We start from the raw sequence: 20,073 nt of genomic DNA, 5'->3' as shown, positions 1-20,073 counted from the left end.
TGGAAATCCTTGTTAGTTAATTGGTCAGTCGTAGAAAAAAAAGAACCGGGAGAAAAACTCCCGATTCCGAAATAATTTTGCTATGAATTAATCGATAAATTCCAGGTGCGTCAGCAGACGCTTCAGCATCGTTGCGGCCTCCGCGCGGGTTGCAGCCTCTACCGGTGCGAACGTTCCGTCGGGTCTGCCGGACAGGATGCCCGAATGCACCGCTTGGAGCACCGCCGGCCGAGCCCAGCTGCTGATGTTGGCACCATCCTTAAATTCTGCCGCGAGGCCGGTCTTGCCTGCCGCGTCCGCCGGATTGCCTGCGAAAGCAATCGCCCGAGCAATCATAACCGCCATCTGCTCGCGGGTAATGCGCTCACCCGGTTTAAACACGCCGCCGTCAAATCCGGTTACGATTCCCGCATCGGCCGCTGCGCCGACCGATCCGGCAAACCATTGCTCCGACGACACATCCGAGAACGCCGCAGCAGCTTGTTTGTTCTCGTTAAGTCCGAGCGCTCTTACAAGCATTGCCGCAAACTCGGCGCGCGTAACCGATCGGTTCGGCGCGAACGCCGTCTCCGACGTTCCGCTCAATATCAGCTTGGATGCGAGCAGCTCGATATCCCGCTTCGCCCAATGGCTGCCGATATCGCCGTACGTTCTGTCCGATTGTACGACGGTGTAGATCGAATTGCCGTTTCGCTTCATAATGACCTTCGTTCGGCCGTTCTCCGTTACGAACTGCGCCGGTACGAACCGCATCTCCCCGGTTACCGGATCGTACATTACGGCGGTGGCCGTCGCTCCGTCGACCGGTTGCGGGATTGTAATCGTTCGCGTAACGAAGGTGCCTCCGAAATCGTTTACTTCCTTGGAGCTGCCGCCCGCTTCAACGGTGATGGTGAATTCAATCGCGTCGCCAAGCAGCGTGACTCCGTTCTCAGCCGCCTTGCTTTGCAGCGCCGCCGCCGTCGCGCCGCCAACCTGTTCCATGGTGACGCTCACCTTCAGATCTTTGAGCTCCACGCCCATTCCTTGCGCAATTGCCGCAATATCCAGCAGCGTGATCGGGAGCTCGTAGCTTGCCGAAGCGGTTTGTATAGAAATGACGGCGTTCGGCGTTTCGTTTGCCGCTTTAGCAATTTCGCTTGCGGGCAGCTCAACGGCTGTAATCTCCCCGATCTCGGTAATATCAATCGTTAAAATTTGCGAGCCTTGTGCTTTTTCCTTCAGTAGACCGAGAGAAGCACCGAGCTTTTGAGCATCGAAGGTTACTTTAACGACCTGTCTCCCATTCTCCAATGTTTGTTTTGTAACTTCCGCTCCGGTACTGGAGGAAGCCGGCGAAGGAGCGGTCTGTGCTCCCAACGGAGGAGTTCCTGTCGGAGGAGTTCCTGTCGTTGGATTTCCGGTCGGCGGTGTGGAAGGCGGATTACTGCCCCCCGTTTGAATCCGATCAAGCTCTACATAAGCGATCTGTGTATCGTGGTACGTGTATTTCAAACTGTTCGCAGGGATAAAGCTCCAATATTGCTCCAGGGGCACTTGCAGGCCCTCGAGCTTCTTCTGAAAGCCGGGTACGGTTATCAACATACTGTAAGTCCCCGGTACAACGTCCAAACTAAAATGGATATACGTCGATCCGGTTACTTCGCGTATAGCGAAGCCTACTTCAATGCCCGAGTTTTCCCCGCCGTACACGGCATCGGCAACCGAACCAGCCTCTCCCGAAGGCACTGCGCTCCCCTTAAATATCCTCACTCGGAAATCGGAGGCATTTGCAGTGGACGGAAGCTTGAAATCTCCGTAAATGTGCGTCGTCGCGGCTACGGCGGACCTATTGTTAACCGCAAAGCCGGTTATCGCAGCATTGCCATTGTCCGCGGCATCCTTCAAGGTGTTTTCCGCAATAGACACCGTTACCGTCTCGCCGGCTCGAACAGCGCTCGACAAAACAAGAACTACCGTTTGATCCGCATCATCCTCAGGGTCGAGTATGGCAGCGACAATATGCGATGCTGTGCCGCTTAGAGAGAACTGCGTGGGGTCAGAAATAAAATGTTTATTTAATGATTCATTAAATCCAAGAGCGAGTGTCATGCCGTCTTCGGCAATTACGGCGCTGATCAGCGTCGGGGGTACGGTATCCTGTGCCCCTGAAGCGCTCTTCGTTGTAAAGCTCCAGCTGTATACCGGATTCACTTCAGTCCCTGCGGCTTTCTTAACGAATCCGGCAGGAATTTTGACCGTATATTCCGTTCCTTCTGCCAGCGAAACGCCTTGAATCAACAATTGGCGGGGATTTTCGCCTAAGATGGCAACGGCATCCCTAGGTCCGTACACGCTATCAGACACCGTAACCTTCAAGCCGTCCGCATCGGTCATGGCTACTTCGCTGTTGAACGTAGCAATGATCATCGCATCGGTCTCTACATCTGCAGCATGATCTGCAGGTACGGTAGATTCGACATTCAACGTCTCCGGCACGATGCTCCCAGGCATGTTCCATATGACGGTGCCCGACGGAGGCAAGTCCGTCAGCTTAAATCGTTCCGTCGATTGTTTCTCAACAACCGTTATTCCCGCAGCTTTTGCCGCATTGAGGAACGGCTGCTTGTGCGTCCATGGGTGAATCGGAATGACAACTCTTGGTTCTAGTTTATTGATAACGTCCAGCAATTTGATACTGTCGTGGGCACCTCCGAAAGCGTTCCCCACGGGGAGCATCAAGATGTCGATTCCCGTTCCTTTCAACGAAGATGTTTCCGCCTCGGTCAACCCGTCGATAATCGGCCCGAAGGCATCGCCCATATGGACGATTCTCATGCCGCCCGTTACATAAATAAAGCCTGCGTTCGGTTCATAATCCCGATCAGGGAAATCCGTTTCAAAGTGCGGGAGCAAAACATTAGAAATCGTAACATCCCCGTAGATCGAATCGGTGATGCTGTTAAATTCATAAGAATAGTTTTCATTGAATTTGACCCCAAGGATCGGCTGCGCACCCGGAGCTGCCTCAATATAATTGTGGTCAAGATGCTGGTGACTGACCGTAATGTAATCGATATCCGCCGCTCTGCCCGCCAAGTCAATGCTTGGCAAACCGAAATACGGCGGTGTCCAAGGGTCTATCAAAATGTTATTTTGAGCCGTTGACATAATAAAAGCGGAATGGCCTAAATATTCCAGACTAACAGTGCCGGCTGGCAATGCATCCTCAAAGCCCGGACCGGTCGCAAATTGTTTCGGATCGGAGCGGAACTCCTCAGTACCGACAATGGCTGCAACTACATACCAGTAAGTGGTTTCGGCGGAAAAGTCCGTATCCGCAAAGCCTTTAAATTGTGTGGTGCCTATAAGATCGTACGGACCCTCAGGGCTGACGCTCGATCTGTATATCTTGTAAGAGTCCGGGGCATCATCCCTGCTCCAAAACAAATCGATCATATGATAATTCGGATCCGGCGTTTCACTAATACTAGTAATGACCGGTTTTTCTCCCGCCGCCAAAACCTGGATTGGAACAAGCAGGGTTACAATTAATGCTGCGACAAGCAGTGCGCACATTTTTCGTCGTATTGCATTCAATATCAACCTTTTTACCTCCCCGCGGTATTCTGGAAAAATAAGGGTGCGTACTTCAAAAACATCACCTCCGGCAAAGCACCCGATTCCGTTACCTTCACAACCAGAACTATACTTAAGCCGACTTACAAAAAACTTACAAAGCTAGACACAAAAAGCCCCCTCAAATCCGAATTTCGGATCCGAAGGGGCTCATTCACCCAAGCCATTCGTTTTTCAACATCAATCCTTATCGACCAAATCCCGCTGCAAATAATCCTCCAACAAATTCGTCACATGAAACACCGTATGCCCAAGGTCCCCGATGTTTTCCACCGAATGCTCGCAGGAGGCGCCATATGCCATATCTTCCTCAAACCGCGACAAGTGCCGATCGATCTCCGCTTTGTCCAAACCGTATTCCCGCTGCCGCTGCGCCACCGTATTCCGATCCGCATAAATAAATATGCGCACCACGCTGTCCCCGTAAGTGTTCCGGAGAATGTCCGCTCCGTGGCGGTTCAGGATCAAATAGACGCTGCCTTTCTCGAACAGCTCCTCGATGTCCTTCTGCTTGATGCCGTACTCGTTACCGTCGATCGTCAAATACTCGACAAACTCCCCGCGCGACACGGCCTCTTCGAACTCGCCCTTCGACAAAAAGTGATAATCCTGCCCGTCTTCCTCTACCGGTCTTTTTGCCCGCGTCGTGTACGAAATGACCTTCCGCAAGCCCAATGTCAATCCGACCGCATCCGCCACTGTCTTCCGACCGGAACCGTCCGGACCTGTGTACACGAAAATTTTTTTATCAGTTGCACGATCCGCCATTTGAGGCCACCTCCGTCATTTCTTCACTCGTTCAATGTGTTTCGTAAAAAAAATTTTATGCTTCCTATTATCATATAATGACAAGTCTAAATATTCAAAAAATTTTTTTCTAATTGAAAAAATGATCGTCATGAACCGGTTGACCTGCTAAAATAAGGATGCGATGAACGGACTACTAATAGGTAGAGAGGTGCCGAAATTTTTTTATGCATGAGGCTCATGAACTGGAGTATCCCAGGTTTAAAAAAAATTTAACCCCGGAACAAATGCTTAAAGTCATATTCGATTATACGGCTAAAATCGGAAACGAGCGCACGCTCGATAACGTGCTGATCCTGATGGCGAACATGGGGCGCGAGATGGTTGTGGCCGACCGCTGCTCCGTTTGGCTGATCGACGAACGCACGCAGGAGCTGTTTACGACGGTGGCTCATGGCGTAAAGGAAATTCGGATCCCTCTCAAATCGGGCTTGGTCGGCATGGCCATCGAGAAGGGGGAGCCGATTTTTATCGACGACGCCTATACGAACGAGGAATACCACGACGTGCTGCAAAGCGGCGCCATCTCGGTGGACAAACGGACCGGCTACCGGACCAAAGCGTTAATGGTCGTTCCGTTCCGAAACAACGAAGGCCATATGATCGGCGCCTATCAAGCGATCAACAAAATGACCGTGGAGCAAGTATTTTCCGAGAAGGACCTGGAATACTTGGTGCTGGCCGCATCGTATTCGGGCAAATCGATCGAGTCCGTTATGCTGACGAACGAGATCGAAGCGACCCAGCGGGAAATCATCTTTACGATGGGCGAAATCGGCGAAAGCCGTTCGAAGGAAACGGGCAACCACGTCAAACGTGTCGCCGAATACTCCTATGTGCTTGCTCTCGGATTAGGCATGTCGCAGGACGATGCCGATTTGCTGAAGATGGCCTCCCCTATGCACGACATCGGCAAGGTGGCGATACCGGACACCGTCCTGAAGAAGCCGGGCAAGCTGACCGACGAAGAATACGACATTATGAAGACGCATACCGAAATCGGCTACAATTTATTAAAAAATTCGAACCGCCGCATTCTGAAGACGGCCGCGATCGTCGCTTACGAGCACCATGAGAAATGGAACGGCAAAGGCTATCCGAAAGGAATTTCCGGCGAGGACATACATATTTTCGGCCGGATCACAGCCATCGCCGACGTGTTCGACGCGCTCGCCAGCGACAGGGTATATAAGAAGGCGTGGGATCTGGACCGGATTTTGAACCTGTTTCAAGAGGAGCGCGGTCACCATTTCGACCCGAAGGTCGTCGACGCGTTCTTTGAACAGCTCCCGCAAATTCTCCGCATCCGCGACGAGTACAGAGACTTGCTTCCGGAGGAAGCGGTGTGAAAATAAGAAAGCGGCCGCTACTGCAGCCGCACCGTAGAGGCGCCCAGCAAGGCGCCTTCCCAATATAGCTCGAGGCGGTCGCCCGCCTCGACCTTGCCGACACCGGACGGAGTTCCGGTGAAGATCAAGTCCCCCGCTCCAAGTCCGTATTGATTCCCGATAAAATCAATAATCGTCCGGAGCGGAAAAATCATGTCGCGCGCAAAGCCGCGCTGCACCGTTTCGCCGTTCTTGCGCAGCGAGAACTCGGCGGCCTCCGTCCGTTCCGTTCCGGGGAACGGAAACAGCGCGGTCAGCGGCGCGGAACCGCGGAAGCCTTTGGCAGGGAGCCACGGCTGCCCCTGCTTTTTCAGCTCCGACTGGACGTCGCGGAGCGTGAAATCGAGACCGAGCCCGATCCGGTCGATCAGTTCTTCCACACGCGCTCCCGGCGTGTACGCTTTGGCTACGTGCAGCACCAGCTCCGCCTCGTGATGAATTTCCCCGACGCCGGCAGGAAGAGTCAACTCGCCTTCCATCGGAACGATCGCATGGGACGGCTTCAGAAAAATAAGCGGCGACTTCGGCACGCTGTTGCCGAGCTCCTTCGCGTGCTCGGCGTAATTCCTTCCGACGCAATACACATTGCGGTACTCTTCTCGCTTCATTTCCGAATGTCACGTTCCTTTCGGATTTCCGTTCTCAAACTTGCCTTCAAAGCACTATTATCGTGCATCTCCTTCACCGGACGAGCTTCGTCTTACGCGGCCGTCCTCATTCAATACCGCGTTCACGGAAAGAGAAGAAACGCGCTCAATGACTTTGGAAGCGTCGTCCGCCTCCATCGGCACCGGCTGCGGCGAATCTGCCTTGACAGGCACCAGCTGCAAGCTGCAGGCGCCCGCCCGGTCGCAATCGGCGTAAACGATCCCCGAATCGTACGTTAAAGGATCCTTGGATGTCGTAAATACAAAATTCCCCAAGCTGTACACGATCCACTTATCTTTGTAGCTCTCAATTCCTTGAAGCACGTGGGGATGCGAACCGATAACAAGGTCCGCCCCGGCATCGATGTACCGGTGACCCAAATCGGTTTGCTTCAGCGGATCCGCATTCAGCTCCCGTTCGTTGCCCCAATGCGCCAGTACCACTACTAAGTCCGCCTGCTCCTTCGCCTTCCGGATCTCCTCGAGGGCACGGCGATAATCGTAGGTTTCGGCAACCCCCAGCTTATTTTTACCCGCCTTCCAATCCACGTTTGGGACGACCCGGCTGAGGCCAAGGTAAGCGATTGTGAGCCCGTTCTTCTCGATATATACGGGTGCGAACGCTTCTTCAGCATTTTCTCCCGCTCCTACGTATTGAATGTTGTTGTCCTTCAAGTGCCGAAACGTATCGCGAAGACCTTCCGGACCGAAATCGAGCGTATGGTTGTTCGCCAGCGTCACGATATCGAAGCCCGCATCGGCAAAAGCAGGCAGAGCCTCCGGCGGACTACGGAATTCGTACTGCTTCAGCCCGGCCTTCTCACGGTCGCCCGTGACCGCCGTTTCCAAATTGGCCGCCGTCACGTCCGCGTCCTGAAGCAGCTGCTTCACCTGCAAATACGGGTACTCAAAGCCGTTGCGTTTCATAAGCGTCTCTACATAGCTGCCTAGCAGAACATCGCCTACAAAAGCAAGCCGCACGGAGGAAGCTCGATCCTCCAAAGCTCCTCCGTCTAATGAATCGTCCCCGTCCGAAACGTCCCCTGATGATTGTCCATCCCCGGCGCCCGCTTTAGAACCGTCCGCGGGTTCGTCCGCATCGTCCGGTCCGGCCGTATTTTCAGACTCCTCGGCATCTCCGGGTCCAACCCCGGCGGAATCGCCCGGAACGTCATCGGTGCGTTCGACGGCCGGCGGCTCGGCGGAGCGGTCCCCGCCCTGACCCGTGGACCAACCGTTCCATAACAAAACGGCTGCTATTGCAGCCAATAAACACAAGTTCGCCGCCGCCAAACGGCGCCGCCTTTGTTGTTTGCGCTTTCGCGCTATCTCAGTTCGACTGCGGATCATTGTTTATTCCCCTTATGTACGTGTCCTCTCCCCATATACTTTCGCCATTATACCAAAAAAAGAAGCGTCTGCGGGACGCTTCTTTTCCGAGAATCGTTAATGTAATGAGCTTAATGCGTTCCCATATTCATGCCCGTTCCCATGTTGCCGCCGGCCGGCATGCCGGCGTTCGTTCCCATCGTACCGGCATGCGTTCCCATCGTTCCGGCGGACATACCGGCATGCGTCCCCATCGTTCCGGCGGACATACCGGCGCTCGCCCCCACGTTCATGCCGGCATTCATTCCTGCATTCATGCCGACCCCCATTCCGCCTTGCTGATTCATGGGTTGGAAAGAGTGGAGGTAAGTTTTCGCCGTATGGTTGTCCATCGACGGAACTTGATATGTGCCCTGCTGGTTCATAAATAAGAACACTTCGTAGGCTTGGTTGTAGCAGGTAATCGCCCCGTTCAAGAACATCCGGCGCAAATTCGGATCGGATACCTCCAGTCCGCGCTGGATGTGGCATTCTGCGGAAGCCTTGTGGCATGCAAGCATCGCGTTCATAATCATTAAATCGTTAAACCGGCCGGTCGGCTGCGGCGCCATCGGTTTCGGGTTTCTCAACCCGTATTTCAAGCTCTCTATGTTCGGATCAGGCTGCGGAAAAGGGGGCTGCATCCCCAGACTGGCGCTGTAGTCATGCGTATAGCCTACCATTTCGTCGTAAGCCATCATAGCGGTTTCCATATGGTGGCGAATCATCGAACGAAGCTGCCCGTTTTGCGCCTCCTGCTCATATAAAGCGAAATGGTTGATCAAATTCGTCTTTTCGCGCAAAATCTCAGCGCATTCCAATACCTCATGTGCACCGAACTTCATGAATGGGTCATCTCCTTATGCGTTTGGTAAAGCTTGGATGTACTGCCATGCATTAAGGTGACCCGCCTTTAGCAAAATTATGCATTCGTCAAAATCGTGTATAATAACAAGAACGAGAGGAGCGGAAGAGCAGATGGAACGATGGAAAATCAATTTAGCCGTGCTATGGTTCGGACAATTTTTCGTTATGGCCGGCATGACGATGATCATACCGTTTATTTCGTTATATTTGCAGGAAGATTTGGGCGTGACCGATCCGAAGGCGGTAGCTTGGTGGGCCAATGCGATATTTGCAAGCAACTTCATCACTTCGTTCATCTTCCAGCCGCTGTGGGGTGGTCTCGCCGATCGCTACGGCAGAAAAATCATGCTATTGCGCTCCGGATTCGGAATGTCCATTGTTTTACTATTAATGGGATTTGCTACGAACGCCTGGCAGCTGCTGGCGCTTCGCATGATTAACGGTCTGATTTCAGGCAACGTCCCAGCCGCGGTCGCACTGATGTCCGCTACCGCTCCAAAGGCACGGATGGGCTTTGCAATGGGCACATTGCAATCGGGAGCGGTCGCCGGAACGATTCTGGGACCGTTTATCGGAGGCTTGCTGGCCGAATGGGTCGGCTATCGGCCGATTTTCTACATAACCGGCAGTCTCGTATTTATCGCATCGCTATTAGCAATGTTGATCGTCAAAGAAAACTTCAACAAGCAGGAAGCAAGGACAGCGGCAAAAATGTCGCTGACGGCAAGCTTCCGCAAGCTGGTTCAGGCAAGACAGCTTCCCGCTTTGTTCGCTCTTACCGTAGGCATCCAAGTTTCCATTCAAAGCTCTGCGCTGCTCATTCCATTGTTCGTGCAAGAGCTTCATGGACAAGTTATGCTCGCATTTTATTCAGGGCTCGTCGGCTCGGTAACGGGTTTTGCCAATATGGCCGCTTCCCCGCTGCTGGGGAGGTTCGCCGACCGTGTAGGGCATGAAAAGGTGCTGGCGGTTTGCCTGCTCGGTTCGGCGCTGGCGTTCGTTCCCCAAGCCTTCGTTAGTAACGTGTGGCAGCTGCTTGCTTCCCGCTTCGTGATGGGCATATTTATGGGCGGCATGCTTCCCTCGGTCAATGCTTTACTGCGCAAATTTACGCCGGACGGAATGGAAAGCCGCACCTTCGGCTTTAACAGCAGCTTTCTAAGCCTCGGGAACATTCTCGGCCCTATGGCGGGAGGCTTGATGTCAGGTATGATCGGCATTCGGGGCATTTTTTTGTTCGCATGCATATTACTGCTCGGGAATGCGACATGGGCTTACTTTACGCTGCGAAATCGTTCCGCTTCCGTGTCCTCTTCATAAGGAAAAGCTAAACCTATTGATCCGGTAGATCGGCGGCGACCATATACACGCATTGAAATACAACAGAAAAAATCCCGGCAAACGTCGTCCCGGCGTTTGAAACATAACCTTCCGAATCCATTTCCGCTTCATCCATTCCTCCTTCGTTATTTTCTTCTGCAGGAGCAGACCCGCAGCGGAGAACGCCGCTGCCTCCTCCGGGTCGTCCGGCAAAGCTCCCTCTTCCTCGATTCCGTCCGTGCATTCGTGAGCCATCAAAATCTCGTCCGTTAACCCGCAATCCTCTTCGTCTGCGGGGTCGTTAATTACCGCGGCAAGAGGATGATGAAGCTCGCTAAGCTGCTCCCTATCGTAACATTTGTAAGCTTCATGCAGCTTTTGCAGCATCGACCATGCCGTCTTATATGACACCTTCAGCAGCCTGCTGAACGCCGAAGGCGAGAAGATGTTTTTCCCGGTATACAGCTGGAGCGCTTTAAACCATATGCGAAGAGGCAATTTGCTGCGGTGAAAAATCGTTCCGGAAGTGATGGAGGTTTGATAACGGCACTTTCGGTTGGCGCACTCAATAAGCTCCCTGTTATGAAGCTCGTAGCCGGTTACATCGTAACAGCGGGGGCAAACAAAGCCGGACGGCCAGCGCCGGCGGAACAAATAAGCCCGGCATACCTCCTCATTCGGAAAAATGCGCTCAAAATCAAATTGGCCTCGAAGCACCGTCCAATCGTCGATCGCACCGGCAAACACGTACGCAGCAACCTTGTCCATGAGCAAACCTCCGTTTCTCCGTTTTTCCGTTTTTCCGTTTCTCCGCGCTTCCTTTTTTTACATTATATCAAACACCTGTTCCCATTTCAATCTTTTTTCCCTCACTTTGGAGAGTTGCTCCTCAGAGAAACATTCCTCTGTTAGTTGACTATATATATAACTCCGGTTGTTACTTGAATGCAATGGTTAACGCCAGAGCCGGAATGGATCGTAACCGTTCCAAGGTTTGTCGGCAAAAAAACGATGAAAGTTTTGGTAATCCGACTACCGGAGTCATGGTGATAAGGGGTCCAACACGGATAGTCCTCAACACTAAACGGTCCTCAACACGATTCAGTCCTCAAATCGATTCAGTCCTCACCACGATACGGTCCTTAAACACGATTCAGTCCTCACCACGATACGATCCTCAAACACGATTCAGTCCTCAACACGATTCGGTCCACAACACGATACAGTCCCCAACACGATTTCAGCCTCTTAACACAAAAAGTCCCCAACACGATATCCGGTCCCCAACACGAACGCGATAAGGCCCTCACCACGATTGGTTCTCATCACATTGCATTCTTTCGGCTGTCATAGTTTCGAATATAAAAAACTCCGGAGCGAGATGAACTCCGGAGCAAAATTATGTATTCACTTGATGCGCGCAATGGCTAATCCGTCGTAAGCCGGCAGCAGCAGTCCGTCAAGTCGAGGGTCCGATGTCATCCGCTCGTTGAATTCCCGCATGGCGACGACCGAAGGCGACTGGGCATCTTCATTCATTACTCTTCCGTTTTGCAAGGTGTTGTCTCCGACAATGATCGCCCCGGGATTCCCAAGCCGCAGCGCCCATTCCAAGTAATTCGGATAATTCCCCTTGTCAGCATCGATAAAGAAGAAATCGAACCTCTGCCCTTCCTGCGCCAAAGCCTCCAAGCTGTCCAACGCTTCCCCCACCCGATAGTTGACCATGCTCCCGAAGCCGGCTTCGGATAAATTCCGGTAAGCGAGGTCGGCGAAATCTTGCTTCAGCTCCAGCGAAATCAATTCGCCGCCGTCCCGCAGTCCCCTTGCCAAGCATATGCCGCTATAGCCTCCAAGCGCTCCGATTTCAAGCACGCGTTTCGCCCCCGAAGCGGCTACAAGCAAAGTAAGCAGCCGGCCGTATCCCGGTTTGACCGATATTTCCGGCATTCCGTTCGCACGGATCGACTCGAGCACTTTGTCCAGCTGCGCATCCGAAGGAAGCAACGATTCCGTATACTGCTCCGCATCCATCGACATTTGATTCCCCTCCGCACTAAGTAATGTTTTTCAGTACCATTTTACACGAAACAAGCTTTTCCTACTCAATCATTCTTCCCATTAAATAATTTGCTATAATAGGTGCTAGATTGCTAAATGATGCTAATTTCCTAGAAAAACAGGTGATCGCGACAAAATGAATCAAGCCATCCGACCGAGCCCCCTCCCCGAGACCCAGAAACCGAAACGAAAAAACCGCCGCACGCTTAGGAAGCGTATTGTGCGGAACATCCATTTTTCCTCATTTATTAATATCCTTCTTTTTAGTTGTATATTACTGCTCACGGTCGCGGGCATATTTCGTCCCGTTTCCTATGCGGTTTCGAACCATTTCGGTTCGTCGCTGGCCAACGATTTCAGCTCTCCGATATTTCTCGAGCATTTCGGATTGGCCTCGCTGAGCGAGCTCGACAGCTCCGACACGGAAGCCATGAAGTGGGTTCGCGATAGAATCGAGCATATCACGAAGGTGGAGCAGCTGTCGTGGTCGTACTCCTTTACGGAGGAAGACGGAGCGATTCAAGGCGCTCCTGTCCAGGAGGACGCCGTCTATGTGCAGGTGCTGCTGGGCAGCGATGTGCTGTATTCCAACATTTCCTCGATCAGCATGCCTGCGGAAGGCTTGATCGGCAAGCTGTTCGAGTATTACAAAATCGAAACCGTCCACTCGATTACCGATGCGGACGGCAACGAAATCGGCTCCATTATGGTCGGCATCAACCCGATGCTTCCGGTTGCATTGACATTTGGGCTGCTTATCGTCGTGTTCCTTTTATTCATGTTCGCCCTCTTGCTTACCCGGATCATGAGCGCCCTGTTTACTGTTCCGATTATTACTCCTATATTGCAGCTTGAGCAAAAGGTGAAAGCTCTCGCCGAAGAAGATTTGGAGAAATCGCTGGATGCGAAGATCGTGCTGAAACGGCCGCTTCGCGAGATGGAATCGCTGATGGACTCGACGAACCGCATTATGGACAATATGCAGCGGTACGCCGAGCAGATGCAGCGGCAAAAGTCGACGCTGGAGGACCAGAACGACGAATTGGAAGCGCAGAACGAAGAGCTTGTCCGCTCCAAGCAGCAGCTCCAGCTCGCGCAAAGCCTGCTGCTGCAGAAGGAAAAAAGCGTACGAAATCTCCTCGATAACGCACGGCAGGGGTTTCTTACGTTCGGCCCCAGTCTTACCGTCGACGACGAATTTAGCGCCGAATGCACCCGGTTGTACGGCGGATCGATCGCCGGCCGCTCCTTCCCGGAGCTGCTGGCGGGAGCGGACGACGAGCAGCGGATTTTTGTAGAGCGACTTCTCGTCAAGCTGTTTCAGGAAACCGACGCCGGGAAAAGAAACGTGTACATGCCGCTCCTTCCGGACGAGACCCGAATCGGAGAAAGACACGTCCAAGTGGAATACAAGATGATTCCGGCCGACGGCGACGCCGGTTCGGAAGCGGAAAGATGCATGGTTATTCTTACGGACATTACGGAGAAAAGGCAGCTGCAAAACCGCATGGAGGAGGAGCGAAACACGCTCCAGATGGTCGTGAAGGTCGTCGTCAATTACAACGATTACGCCTCCGTCGTGCAATCGTTCGAAGAATGGTGCGCGGAAGGTCTCGACCCCGCCTTAACGGGGGAGCGGCTCAAAAATGCGCTGTTCGATCTGTTCCGCAATTTACATACGTTCAAAGGAAGCTTCGCCCAGCTCGGCATGATTCGGATGGCCGAACGGCTTCATGAGGCGGAATCGCTCATTTCGCGCCTTAGCAAGGAAGCGGAGCTGCGCCCCGCCCCAGAAATCGCACGGATCGTCGGCGAGCTGCGGATGGGCGGATGGCTGCGCGAGGAGCAAGAGGTGCTCCGTTCGATATTGGGAGACGCCTTCTTCGAGCAAGAGCGCATGCTGATCGTCGACCGCTCGAAGCTCCTGGAACTCGAACGCAAAATGGTGTCGACGCTTTCCAAAGCGGATTGCTTGCTGCTTTTGCCGGAGCTGCGCAAGCTCCGATTCAAACCTTTTAAAGAAATGCTGGTCGCCTACCCCGATTATGTGGCGGGAATGGCCGAGCGATTGGACAGGATGCTGAAGCCTTTCGAAATCGAAGGCGGCGATTTTCTCATTGACGGCGAGCCGTATCAGCCGCTCGTCCGCTCGATCGTTCATGTGTTCCGCAACGCTGTCGATCACGGCATCGAACCGCCCGACGAGCGCGCAGCCGCAGGCAAGGACGAGTGGGGCGAAATCCGCTGCCGGGTCGAGCTTAACGAGAACGAGCTCTCGATTACGATCTCGGACGACGGCCGCGGCATCGATGTGGATAAGGTGAAACGCAAAGCTTTGGAAAAAGGCGTCATGCAGCCGGAAGAGCTGGAGCGGTTGACCGAGGACGAGGCGCTCAAGCTAGTGTTCTTGGGTGAAATATCGTCTAAGGACGAGGTGACGGAGCTGTCCGGACGAGGCGTCGGCTTATCGTCCGTGCTTTATGAAGCGGAGAGGCTGGGGGGAACGATGGCGGTGGAATCCTCCCCGGGAAAAGGCACCGTGTTTGCCATTCGGCTCCCCTACGACCGTCCGGAGGACATGCCGTGCATCTCCGTCGGATCCTTGCTCGAGCCGCTCGCAAACAAAGCGCAGCATTTCTTCCTGGAGGCTACGGGAATGGAGTTCCCCGAACGGAGCGTCATCCGTAAAGAGCCGACCGAAAAAATTTTGCTGCACAATGTGACCTCGTTCATCGGCGTTCAAGGCGCTTTCGAAGGGATGTTCGTGCTCACGATGGATGAGTACGCTTCTGAGACGCTGATGAAGCGCATGGCTTACGGCGAAGTGACGCCGGAGGAAGCGGACGCGCTCATGGAGGATACGCTGGCGGAAGCGGCGAACATCATCATCGGAAATTCGCTGCAAACGTTCCAGGGGCTGGAATCTTACATGAATATCGACCCTCCGATGACGGTTTTCACGGAAGGCGCGTCCGTAAAGGTCGCGGAATCGGAAGTATGGGCCTGCGATTTGGCGGGAGAGCACGGAACGGTTACGATCGGCATTATTAAAAAATAAATCAAAGGTGGAAAAAATCACAATGGCTACTGTACTGATTGTTGACGATTCGATATTGATGCGCAGAAATTTGCGGATGCTGCTCACGGAGGCCGGCCATCAGGTCGTTGCGGAGGCGGCGAACGGAATTGAGGCGTACAAGGAATATGCAAAGCTTCTACCCGACATCGTCACGATGGATATTACGATGCCGGTCATGAGCGGCATCGACGCCGTTAAAAAAATTATCGCTTCGTACCCGCAGGCCAGTATCATTATGATCAGCGCGCTCGACCAGCGCAGCATGGTGTTCGAGGCGATCCAGAACGGTGCGAAGCATTACATATTAAAGCCGATCACGGCGGAAAAAGTGCTCCATACGATCAATCAAGTGCTTAACGCCCCGGATGAAGAGGAGAAAAAGGATGAGGCCGCGAAAGCCGAGCCGGAATCGACTGCAGACTCCCGGGAACCTTCCTTTGAGATCATCAACAAAAACGGCGTATTTATCGTAACGCTTCGCGCCGGTGTCGGTTCAAGCGATTTGGATTCGCTAGGCGGGGCGGTAAACGGCTTCCAGTTTATTAAACCGCTTAAAGTCGTGTTTCACTTTATGGGAGCCGACGAGCTGTCGGAGGAAGCGCTCGAGCGCATTACCGGATACGTGCAAAGCATCGTTAAGGCAGGAGGAACGGCCAAAGCCGTGTCGAACAGCAAGCTTCTCATCTCGAAGCTGAAGTCTCAGGACAGCCAGTTGTTCGGAACCGTCTATACCGACCTCGCTCAAGTCGTTCTGTAACGGCCGCCCTCGGGTGAATACTCCGGGCAAAAAAATCGTCCGCGCGCTTTCCCGGGAGAAAGCATGCGCGGACGCGTCGGCGGAGTTTAATGCTCGCCGTGATTTCCCTTTGATGGATTCGTAATGACGAATCCTTCTTGCGGGGTGTACAAGTAGTCGATAATGACCCCGTCCAAAAATTCGTCGCCTTTCTTCATAATGACGTCGATCCCTTTGTCAGTGGATACGACCTCATCCTCGTCCGTCGGCGCGTCAATGCCAAGGCCGTAATGGGCATGATCTCCGTGCGCATGAGTTACGTACACGCGGAGCTTCATGTCTTTGTTTTCTTCTCCTTCAAGCTCCTTCAGCAAAATTTTCGCTGCGTTGCGGGTAATTTTACACTTCATGGTTTTGCTCCTTTTCTCCTTAGCGGAATCATTTTATGTAACGCTTGTCCGCCTTCACGGCAGGATATTTCTTTTCGATTCGCCCGATAAACCAATTGACCAAAATAACGGTTACGGCAATGTCGTCAAACGGAAGGAAGGGCAGCGCATCCGGCAGCACCCAGTAGGCGGCCACCGGCACCAGCAGCAGCGCTTTTTCCCATAACGGAATCAGCGGAGAGCGGAGGTAAGCGACTGTTTTGGCCGCAACGCGCGCCCACGTCGTGAAAGAAAACCATTTTTTCATTAAGAGCGGCCCCCTCGGCAGAAGAGTATGCTCTTAGCGTTGCCCTTACGGGCAATCCGTCATACCGTTTTTTTCGCTGTAACGAATCTTCATTCTATTCTATCAGTCCCGCCGATTAAAGAAAACTGGGCATCTGCCATATGACAGGGGAAGTTCGAATCATATCGCCCAGCCATTCTTCCGCGATCGCCTTGAACATCTCTTCGTCCCCGCTGCAGAAAAAGTGATGGACCGGGGTCTTTTCTGAGGATGCGAGCAGCCCGTTATGATAAAGCAGCGTACTGACGTCCCGAGCCGTTTGGTCGGCGGAGGAGATGAGCGTTACGCCCGGCCCCATGCATTCTTGGATCAAATCCGTCAAAAACGGATAATGCGTGCAGCCTAAAATCAACGTATCGATCGATTCGTCCTTAATGCCCTTTAGCGAATTACATACGGTATCTCGCGCGCCGCCGGTGCGATATTCCCCGCTCTCTACCATCGGAGCGAAGGCCGGGCACGCTTGAGAAACAACCCTTACGCCCGGCGCGATGCGCCGCAGCGCAGCTTCGTACGCTCCGCTGCGAATCGTGCCCTCTGTGCCGATGACGCCGATTTCGCCGCTGCGCGTCACCTTCAGTGCCGCTCTGGCGCCCGGCGTTATGACTCCGAGCACCGGAACATCCACTGCCGAGCGAATCGTATCGAGTGCGACGGCCGTTGCCGTATTGCATGCGATGACGATCATTTTCGGATCGAAATGCTGTAAGTAACGAACGATTTCCTCGGTAAATCGCTCAACCTCGTGCGCCGGCCGAGGGCCGTACGGAGCCCGAGCGGTGTCCCCGAAATAAATGATTTGTTCTTGAGGAAGCTGCCTCATGATTTCCTTCGCTACGGTCAATCCTCCGACACCCGAATCTAAAACTGCAATGGCCTGCTGGTTTGACACGCTGTACCGCTTCCTTTGTTCAATATATTGTGAACCTCTTCTTTTCTTATCACATGCAGAATATGTAGCTTCTGCGCAAAAGGTCACGAACCCTTAAGCATTCATTATACGATTGTGCTATTGGACTAGCAATGAGTCAGCGGGCACACAAAAAAAGAAGACCCTCGCTTCGGAGGATCTTCTTGGGCAACAAAGCTATTAGTTGAATTCAGGCAGCCAGCTGCCGTGCGCTTCAATCAAATCGTCGCAGAGGGAGACAATATCGTCGAGCGAAAGCTCCGCCGCCGTGTGCGGATCAAGGAACGCCGCATGATAAATGTGCTCGCGCTTGCGCGTAATGGCCGCTTCAATGGTAAGCAGCTGCGTATTGATGTTCGTCCGGTTCAGCGCCGCAAGCTGCGGAGGCAAATCGCCCACATATGTCGGCGTTACGCCGCTTCTGTCGACAAGGCATGGCACCTCGACGCAAGCTTCCTTCGGCAAGTTCGTAATGAGTCCCGTGTTCATAACGTTGCCGCCGATCTTGAACGGCTCGTTCGTTTCCATCGCATCGAATATATAAGACGCGTACTCGTGCGAACGCTGGTGCGACAGCTCCTTGTTGTTCACAAGCTCCTCGCGCATCTTCTTCCAGCCGGCGATTTGGTTGACGCAGCGCCGCGGATATTCGTCCAGCGGAATATTAAAGCGCTCGATAAGCTCCGGATACCTGCTCTTAATGTAATACGGATGATATTCCGCATTGTGCTCGGACGATTCCGTAACGTAATAACCGAACTTCAGCATCATATCGTAACGGACCATGTCGTAGTGCTTTTCGTTCTGCTTCTCCGCGGCGCGGCGCTTGATTTCGGGGTACAAATCGACGCCGTCCTTCGTCACTTCAAGCAGCCAAGCCATATGGTTGATGCCGGCGATCTTCGATTTCACGCCCGTCATGTCCATGCCGAGGTGATGGAACAATCCCGGAATGCACGCTTGCACGCTGTGGCAAAGACCGACCGTCTTAATGCCGCCGTATGTATTCATCACATTCGTCAGAACCGCCATCGGATTCGTGTAGTTCAGGAACCATGCGTCCGGGCACACCTCTTGCATATCGCGCGCGAAATCGAGCATAACCGGAATCGTCCGCAAATTTCGGAAAATGCCGCCGATGCCGATCGTATCCGCGATCGTTTGGCGAAGCCCGTATTTTTTCGGCACCTCGAAGTCTGTTATCGTACACGGATCGTAGCCGCCGACCTGAATTGCATTGACTACATATTTAGCGCCCCGCAAAGCCTCTTTCCGATCGCTGTAGGCAACGATTCGGCACGTACTGCCGAGCGTGTTTCTCAAATTGTTCAGCATCATCTCCGAATCCTTCAGCCGCTCCGGATCAATGTCGAACAGCGCCAGCTCAAAGCCTTGTAAAGACGGGACACACATGACATCGCCGAGAACGTTTCTTGCGAATACCGTACTTCCTGCACCTAAAAACGTAATTTTAGACATGGTGATCCTCCTTTGAAATAGAACGCGAAAACGCTTCCTCACACCCCCAACTTTATCCGTTTTTGCGGCTTGTGCCTATGGAGACTCGTTGTTTGAACATGTACTTTTGTAGTTTTTTTCCGAGAGAGATTTTGATATGATGCAATCGTAATTGTAAATAGGGGGCATCGGAATGTGGAGAGAAACGGTTGAAATCGCAATGAACGGAAGTCCGGGGGATGGAGAAATTGTAGTTTTATTTTCAGGACAGGAGCGGACTTTGCCTTTGCATCACGTCGGCCCTCAGGTGCTTGATTATTATCTTGTTCACTATGTGCTGTCCGGAAAAGGCTGGTGCCGGTCAGCGGACGGAATGCAGCCGCTGGCAGCCGGGGACACCTTTTTTATTTTCCAAGATGCGCTCTCCGAATATTGCTCCGACGAACGGGAGCCGTGGCAATATTGCTGGGTCGCCTTCCGCGGACCGATGGCGGCCAAATGGATGGACCGTCTCGGCGTTTCGACGGATCGGCCTATCATTCACGGCAACGGCAAGCCGAACAAAAAAATCGCCTCCCTCATCTACGCCGTTTATTTAAGTCTTTCGTCGGAGATCGGTGCCGCGGCCGACGTGCGATCCGGAGGCTACCTTCGCCTGCTGATGGCCGAATGGCTGCGCCTTAAGCCTCCCGTTCCCGAGCCGATGCGCAAATGGTCCGATGCCGAAATCCAAGTGGAGCGCGCGGTTCAATGGTTTTCGCTGCAATATTCGCAGCAAAAATCGATCAGCCAGCTGGCCAAAGACTTGGGCTACCACCGCACCTACTTTTCCAAGCTGTTTCGAAACGCGGTCGGCATGTCTCCTCAGCAATTTTTGCTGCAGGTACGGATGGAGCGCGCCAAGGAGCTCCTGCACCAGCCGCTGACGGTCGAGCATATTGCGGCAAGCATCGGTTTCTCCGACCCTCTTTACTTTTCGAAGCAATTTAAGAGGCGATTCGGCTTGTCTCCGACCGAATATCGACAGCGATCAATCAATATGCAAAAAAATGTCGAAAATTGATGATAAACAGGACAAG

16 protein-coding genes are annotated in these 20,073 nt (G+C 53.1%); 5 read left to right on the top strand and 11 right to left on the bottom strand.

Translation table 11 applies throughout. From position 1 onward, the window contains the following. Window positions 1-87: 87 nt before the first annotated feature. Both PT964_RS21985 and PT964_RS21980 read right to left on the bottom strand, forming a co-directional pair. Window positions 88-3,579 carry an S-layer homology domain-containing protein gene (locus tag PT964_RS21985; RefSeq protein ID WP_274365509.1) on the bottom strand — a complete coding sequence of 1,164 codons (3,492 nt, stop codon included), beginning with the start codon at window positions 3,577-3,579 and terminating at the stop codon, window positions 88-90. A 219-nt stretch (window positions 3,580-3,798) separates the two neighbouring features. After that, window positions 3,799-4,386 carry a guanylate kinase gene (locus PT964_RS21980; RefSeq protein WP_274365508.1) on the bottom strand — a complete coding sequence of 196 codons (588 nt, stop codon included), beginning with the start codon at window positions 4,384-4,386 and terminating at the stop codon, window positions 3,799-3,801. Between the two features lie 206 nt (window positions 4,387-4,592). Between PT964_RS21980 and PT964_RS21975 the strand changes: the two genes are divergently transcribed. Then, window positions 4,593-5,774, top strand: coding sequence for an HD domain-containing phosphohydrolase (locus PT964_RS21975; RefSeq protein ID WP_274365507.1), 1,182 nt, complete (start codon window positions 4,593-4,595; stop codon window positions 5,772-5,774). Between the two features lie 17 nt (window positions 5,775-5,791). Here PT964_RS21975 and PT964_RS21970 read toward each other — a convergent pair whose 3' ends face one another. From PT964_RS21970 to PT964_RS21960, 3 genes are all read right to left on the bottom strand, one after another. After that, window positions 5,792-6,421 (bottom strand): fumarylacetoacetate hydrolase family protein, encoded by a 630-nt coding sequence (locus PT964_RS21970; RefSeq protein WP_274365506.1) that lies wholly within the window; start codon window positions 6,419-6,421, stop codon window positions 5,792-5,794. 57 nt (window positions 6,422-6,478) lie between these two features. Next, window positions 6,479-7,810 (bottom strand): CapA family protein, encoded by a 1,332-nt coding sequence (locus PT964_RS21965; RefSeq protein WP_274365505.1) that lies wholly within the window; start codon window positions 7,808-7,810, stop codon window positions 6,479-6,481. Window positions 7,811-7,920: 110 nt separating this feature from the next. Next, window positions 7,921-8,673 carry a spore coat protein gene (locus PT964_RS21960; RefSeq protein ID WP_274365504.1) on the bottom strand — a complete coding sequence of 251 codons (753 nt, stop codon included), beginning with the start codon at window positions 8,671-8,673 and terminating at the stop codon, window positions 7,921-7,923. 133 nt (window positions 8,674-8,806) lie between these two features. On the opposite strand from PT964_RS21960, the gene PT964_RS21955 reads away from it, so the two are divergent. Further along, on the top strand, window positions 8,807-10,015 hold the full coding sequence (locus tag PT964_RS21955; RefSeq protein WP_274365503.1) for an MFS transporter: 1,209 nt from the start codon (window positions 8,807-8,809) through the stop codon (window positions 10,013-10,015). Here PT964_RS21955 and PT964_RS21950 read toward each other — a convergent pair. After that, on the bottom strand, window positions 10,010-10,783 hold the full coding sequence (locus PT964_RS21950) for an IS1595 family transposase (protein WP_274365502.1): 774 nt from the start codon (window positions 10,781-10,783) through the stop codon (window positions 10,010-10,012). The two genes, PT964_RS21955 and PT964_RS21950, sit on opposite strands and share 6 nt — an antisense overlap. A gap of 639 nt (window positions 10,784-11,422) precedes the next feature. Beyond that, complete coding sequence (locus tag PT964_RS21945) at window positions 11,423-12,055, bottom strand: O-methyltransferase (RefSeq protein ID WP_274365501.1); 633 nt, start codon at window positions 12,053-12,055, stop codon at window positions 11,423-11,425. 241 nt (window positions 12,056-12,296) lie between these two features. Between PT964_RS21945 and PT964_RS21940 the strand changes: the two genes are divergently transcribed. Then, complete coding sequence (locus PT964_RS21940; protein ID WP_274365500.1) at window positions 12,297-15,134, top strand: ATP-binding protein; 2,838 nt, start codon at window positions 12,297-12,299, stop codon at window positions 15,132-15,134. 22 nt (window positions 15,135-15,156) lie between these two features. Beyond that, window positions 15,157-15,912, top strand: coding sequence for a response regulator (locus PT964_RS26615; protein WP_425262784.1), 756 nt, complete (start codon window positions 15,157-15,159; stop codon window positions 15,910-15,912). 86 nt (window positions 15,913-15,998) lie between these two features. On the opposite strand, the gene PT964_RS21930 is transcribed toward PT964_RS26615, so the two are convergent. From PT964_RS21930 to melA, 4 genes are all read right to left on the bottom strand, one after another. Next, entirely contained in the window at window positions 15,999-16,301 is a 303-nt protein-coding gene (locus tag PT964_RS21930; protein ID WP_274365499.1) for a HesB/IscA family protein, read from the bottom strand. Between the two features lie 28 nt (window positions 16,302-16,329). Then, window positions 16,330-16,587 (bottom strand): hypothetical protein, encoded by a 258-nt coding sequence (locus PT964_RS21925; RefSeq protein ID WP_274365498.1) that lies wholly within the window; start codon window positions 16,585-16,587, stop codon window positions 16,330-16,332. Window positions 16,588-16,702: 115 nt separating this feature from the next. Further along, window positions 16,703-17,518, bottom strand: a complete 816-nt coding sequence (gene racE, locus PT964_RS21920; RefSeq protein ID WP_274365497.1) for a glutamate racemase — start codon at window positions 17,516-17,518, stop codon at window positions 16,703-16,705. Between the two features lie 198 nt (window positions 17,519-17,716). After that, window positions 17,717-19,015 carry an alpha-glucosidase/alpha-galactosidase gene (gene melA, locus PT964_RS21915; RefSeq protein ID WP_274365496.1) on the bottom strand — a complete coding sequence of 433 codons (1,299 nt, stop codon included), beginning with the start codon at window positions 19,013-19,015 and terminating at the stop codon, window positions 17,717-17,719. A gap of 172 nt (window positions 19,016-19,187) precedes the next feature. Here melA and PT964_RS21910 point away from each other — a divergent pair, with 172 nt between their 5' ends. Beyond that, window positions 19,188-20,057, top strand: a complete 870-nt coding sequence (locus PT964_RS21910) for an AraC family transcriptional regulator (protein WP_274365495.1) — start codon at window positions 19,188-19,190, stop codon at window positions 20,055-20,057. Window positions 20,058-20,073: the final 16 nt, after the last annotated feature.

The sequence above is a fragment of the Paenibacillus thermotolerans genome (assembly GCF_028745515.1).
In the GTDB taxonomy this organism is placed as follows: domain Bacteria; phylum Bacillota; class Bacilli; order Paenibacillales; family YIM-B00363; genus Paenibacillus_AE; species Paenibacillus_AE thermotolerans.
Note: the sequence above shows the minus strand (reverse complement) of the source record. Positions and strands in the feature narration are given on the sequence as shown.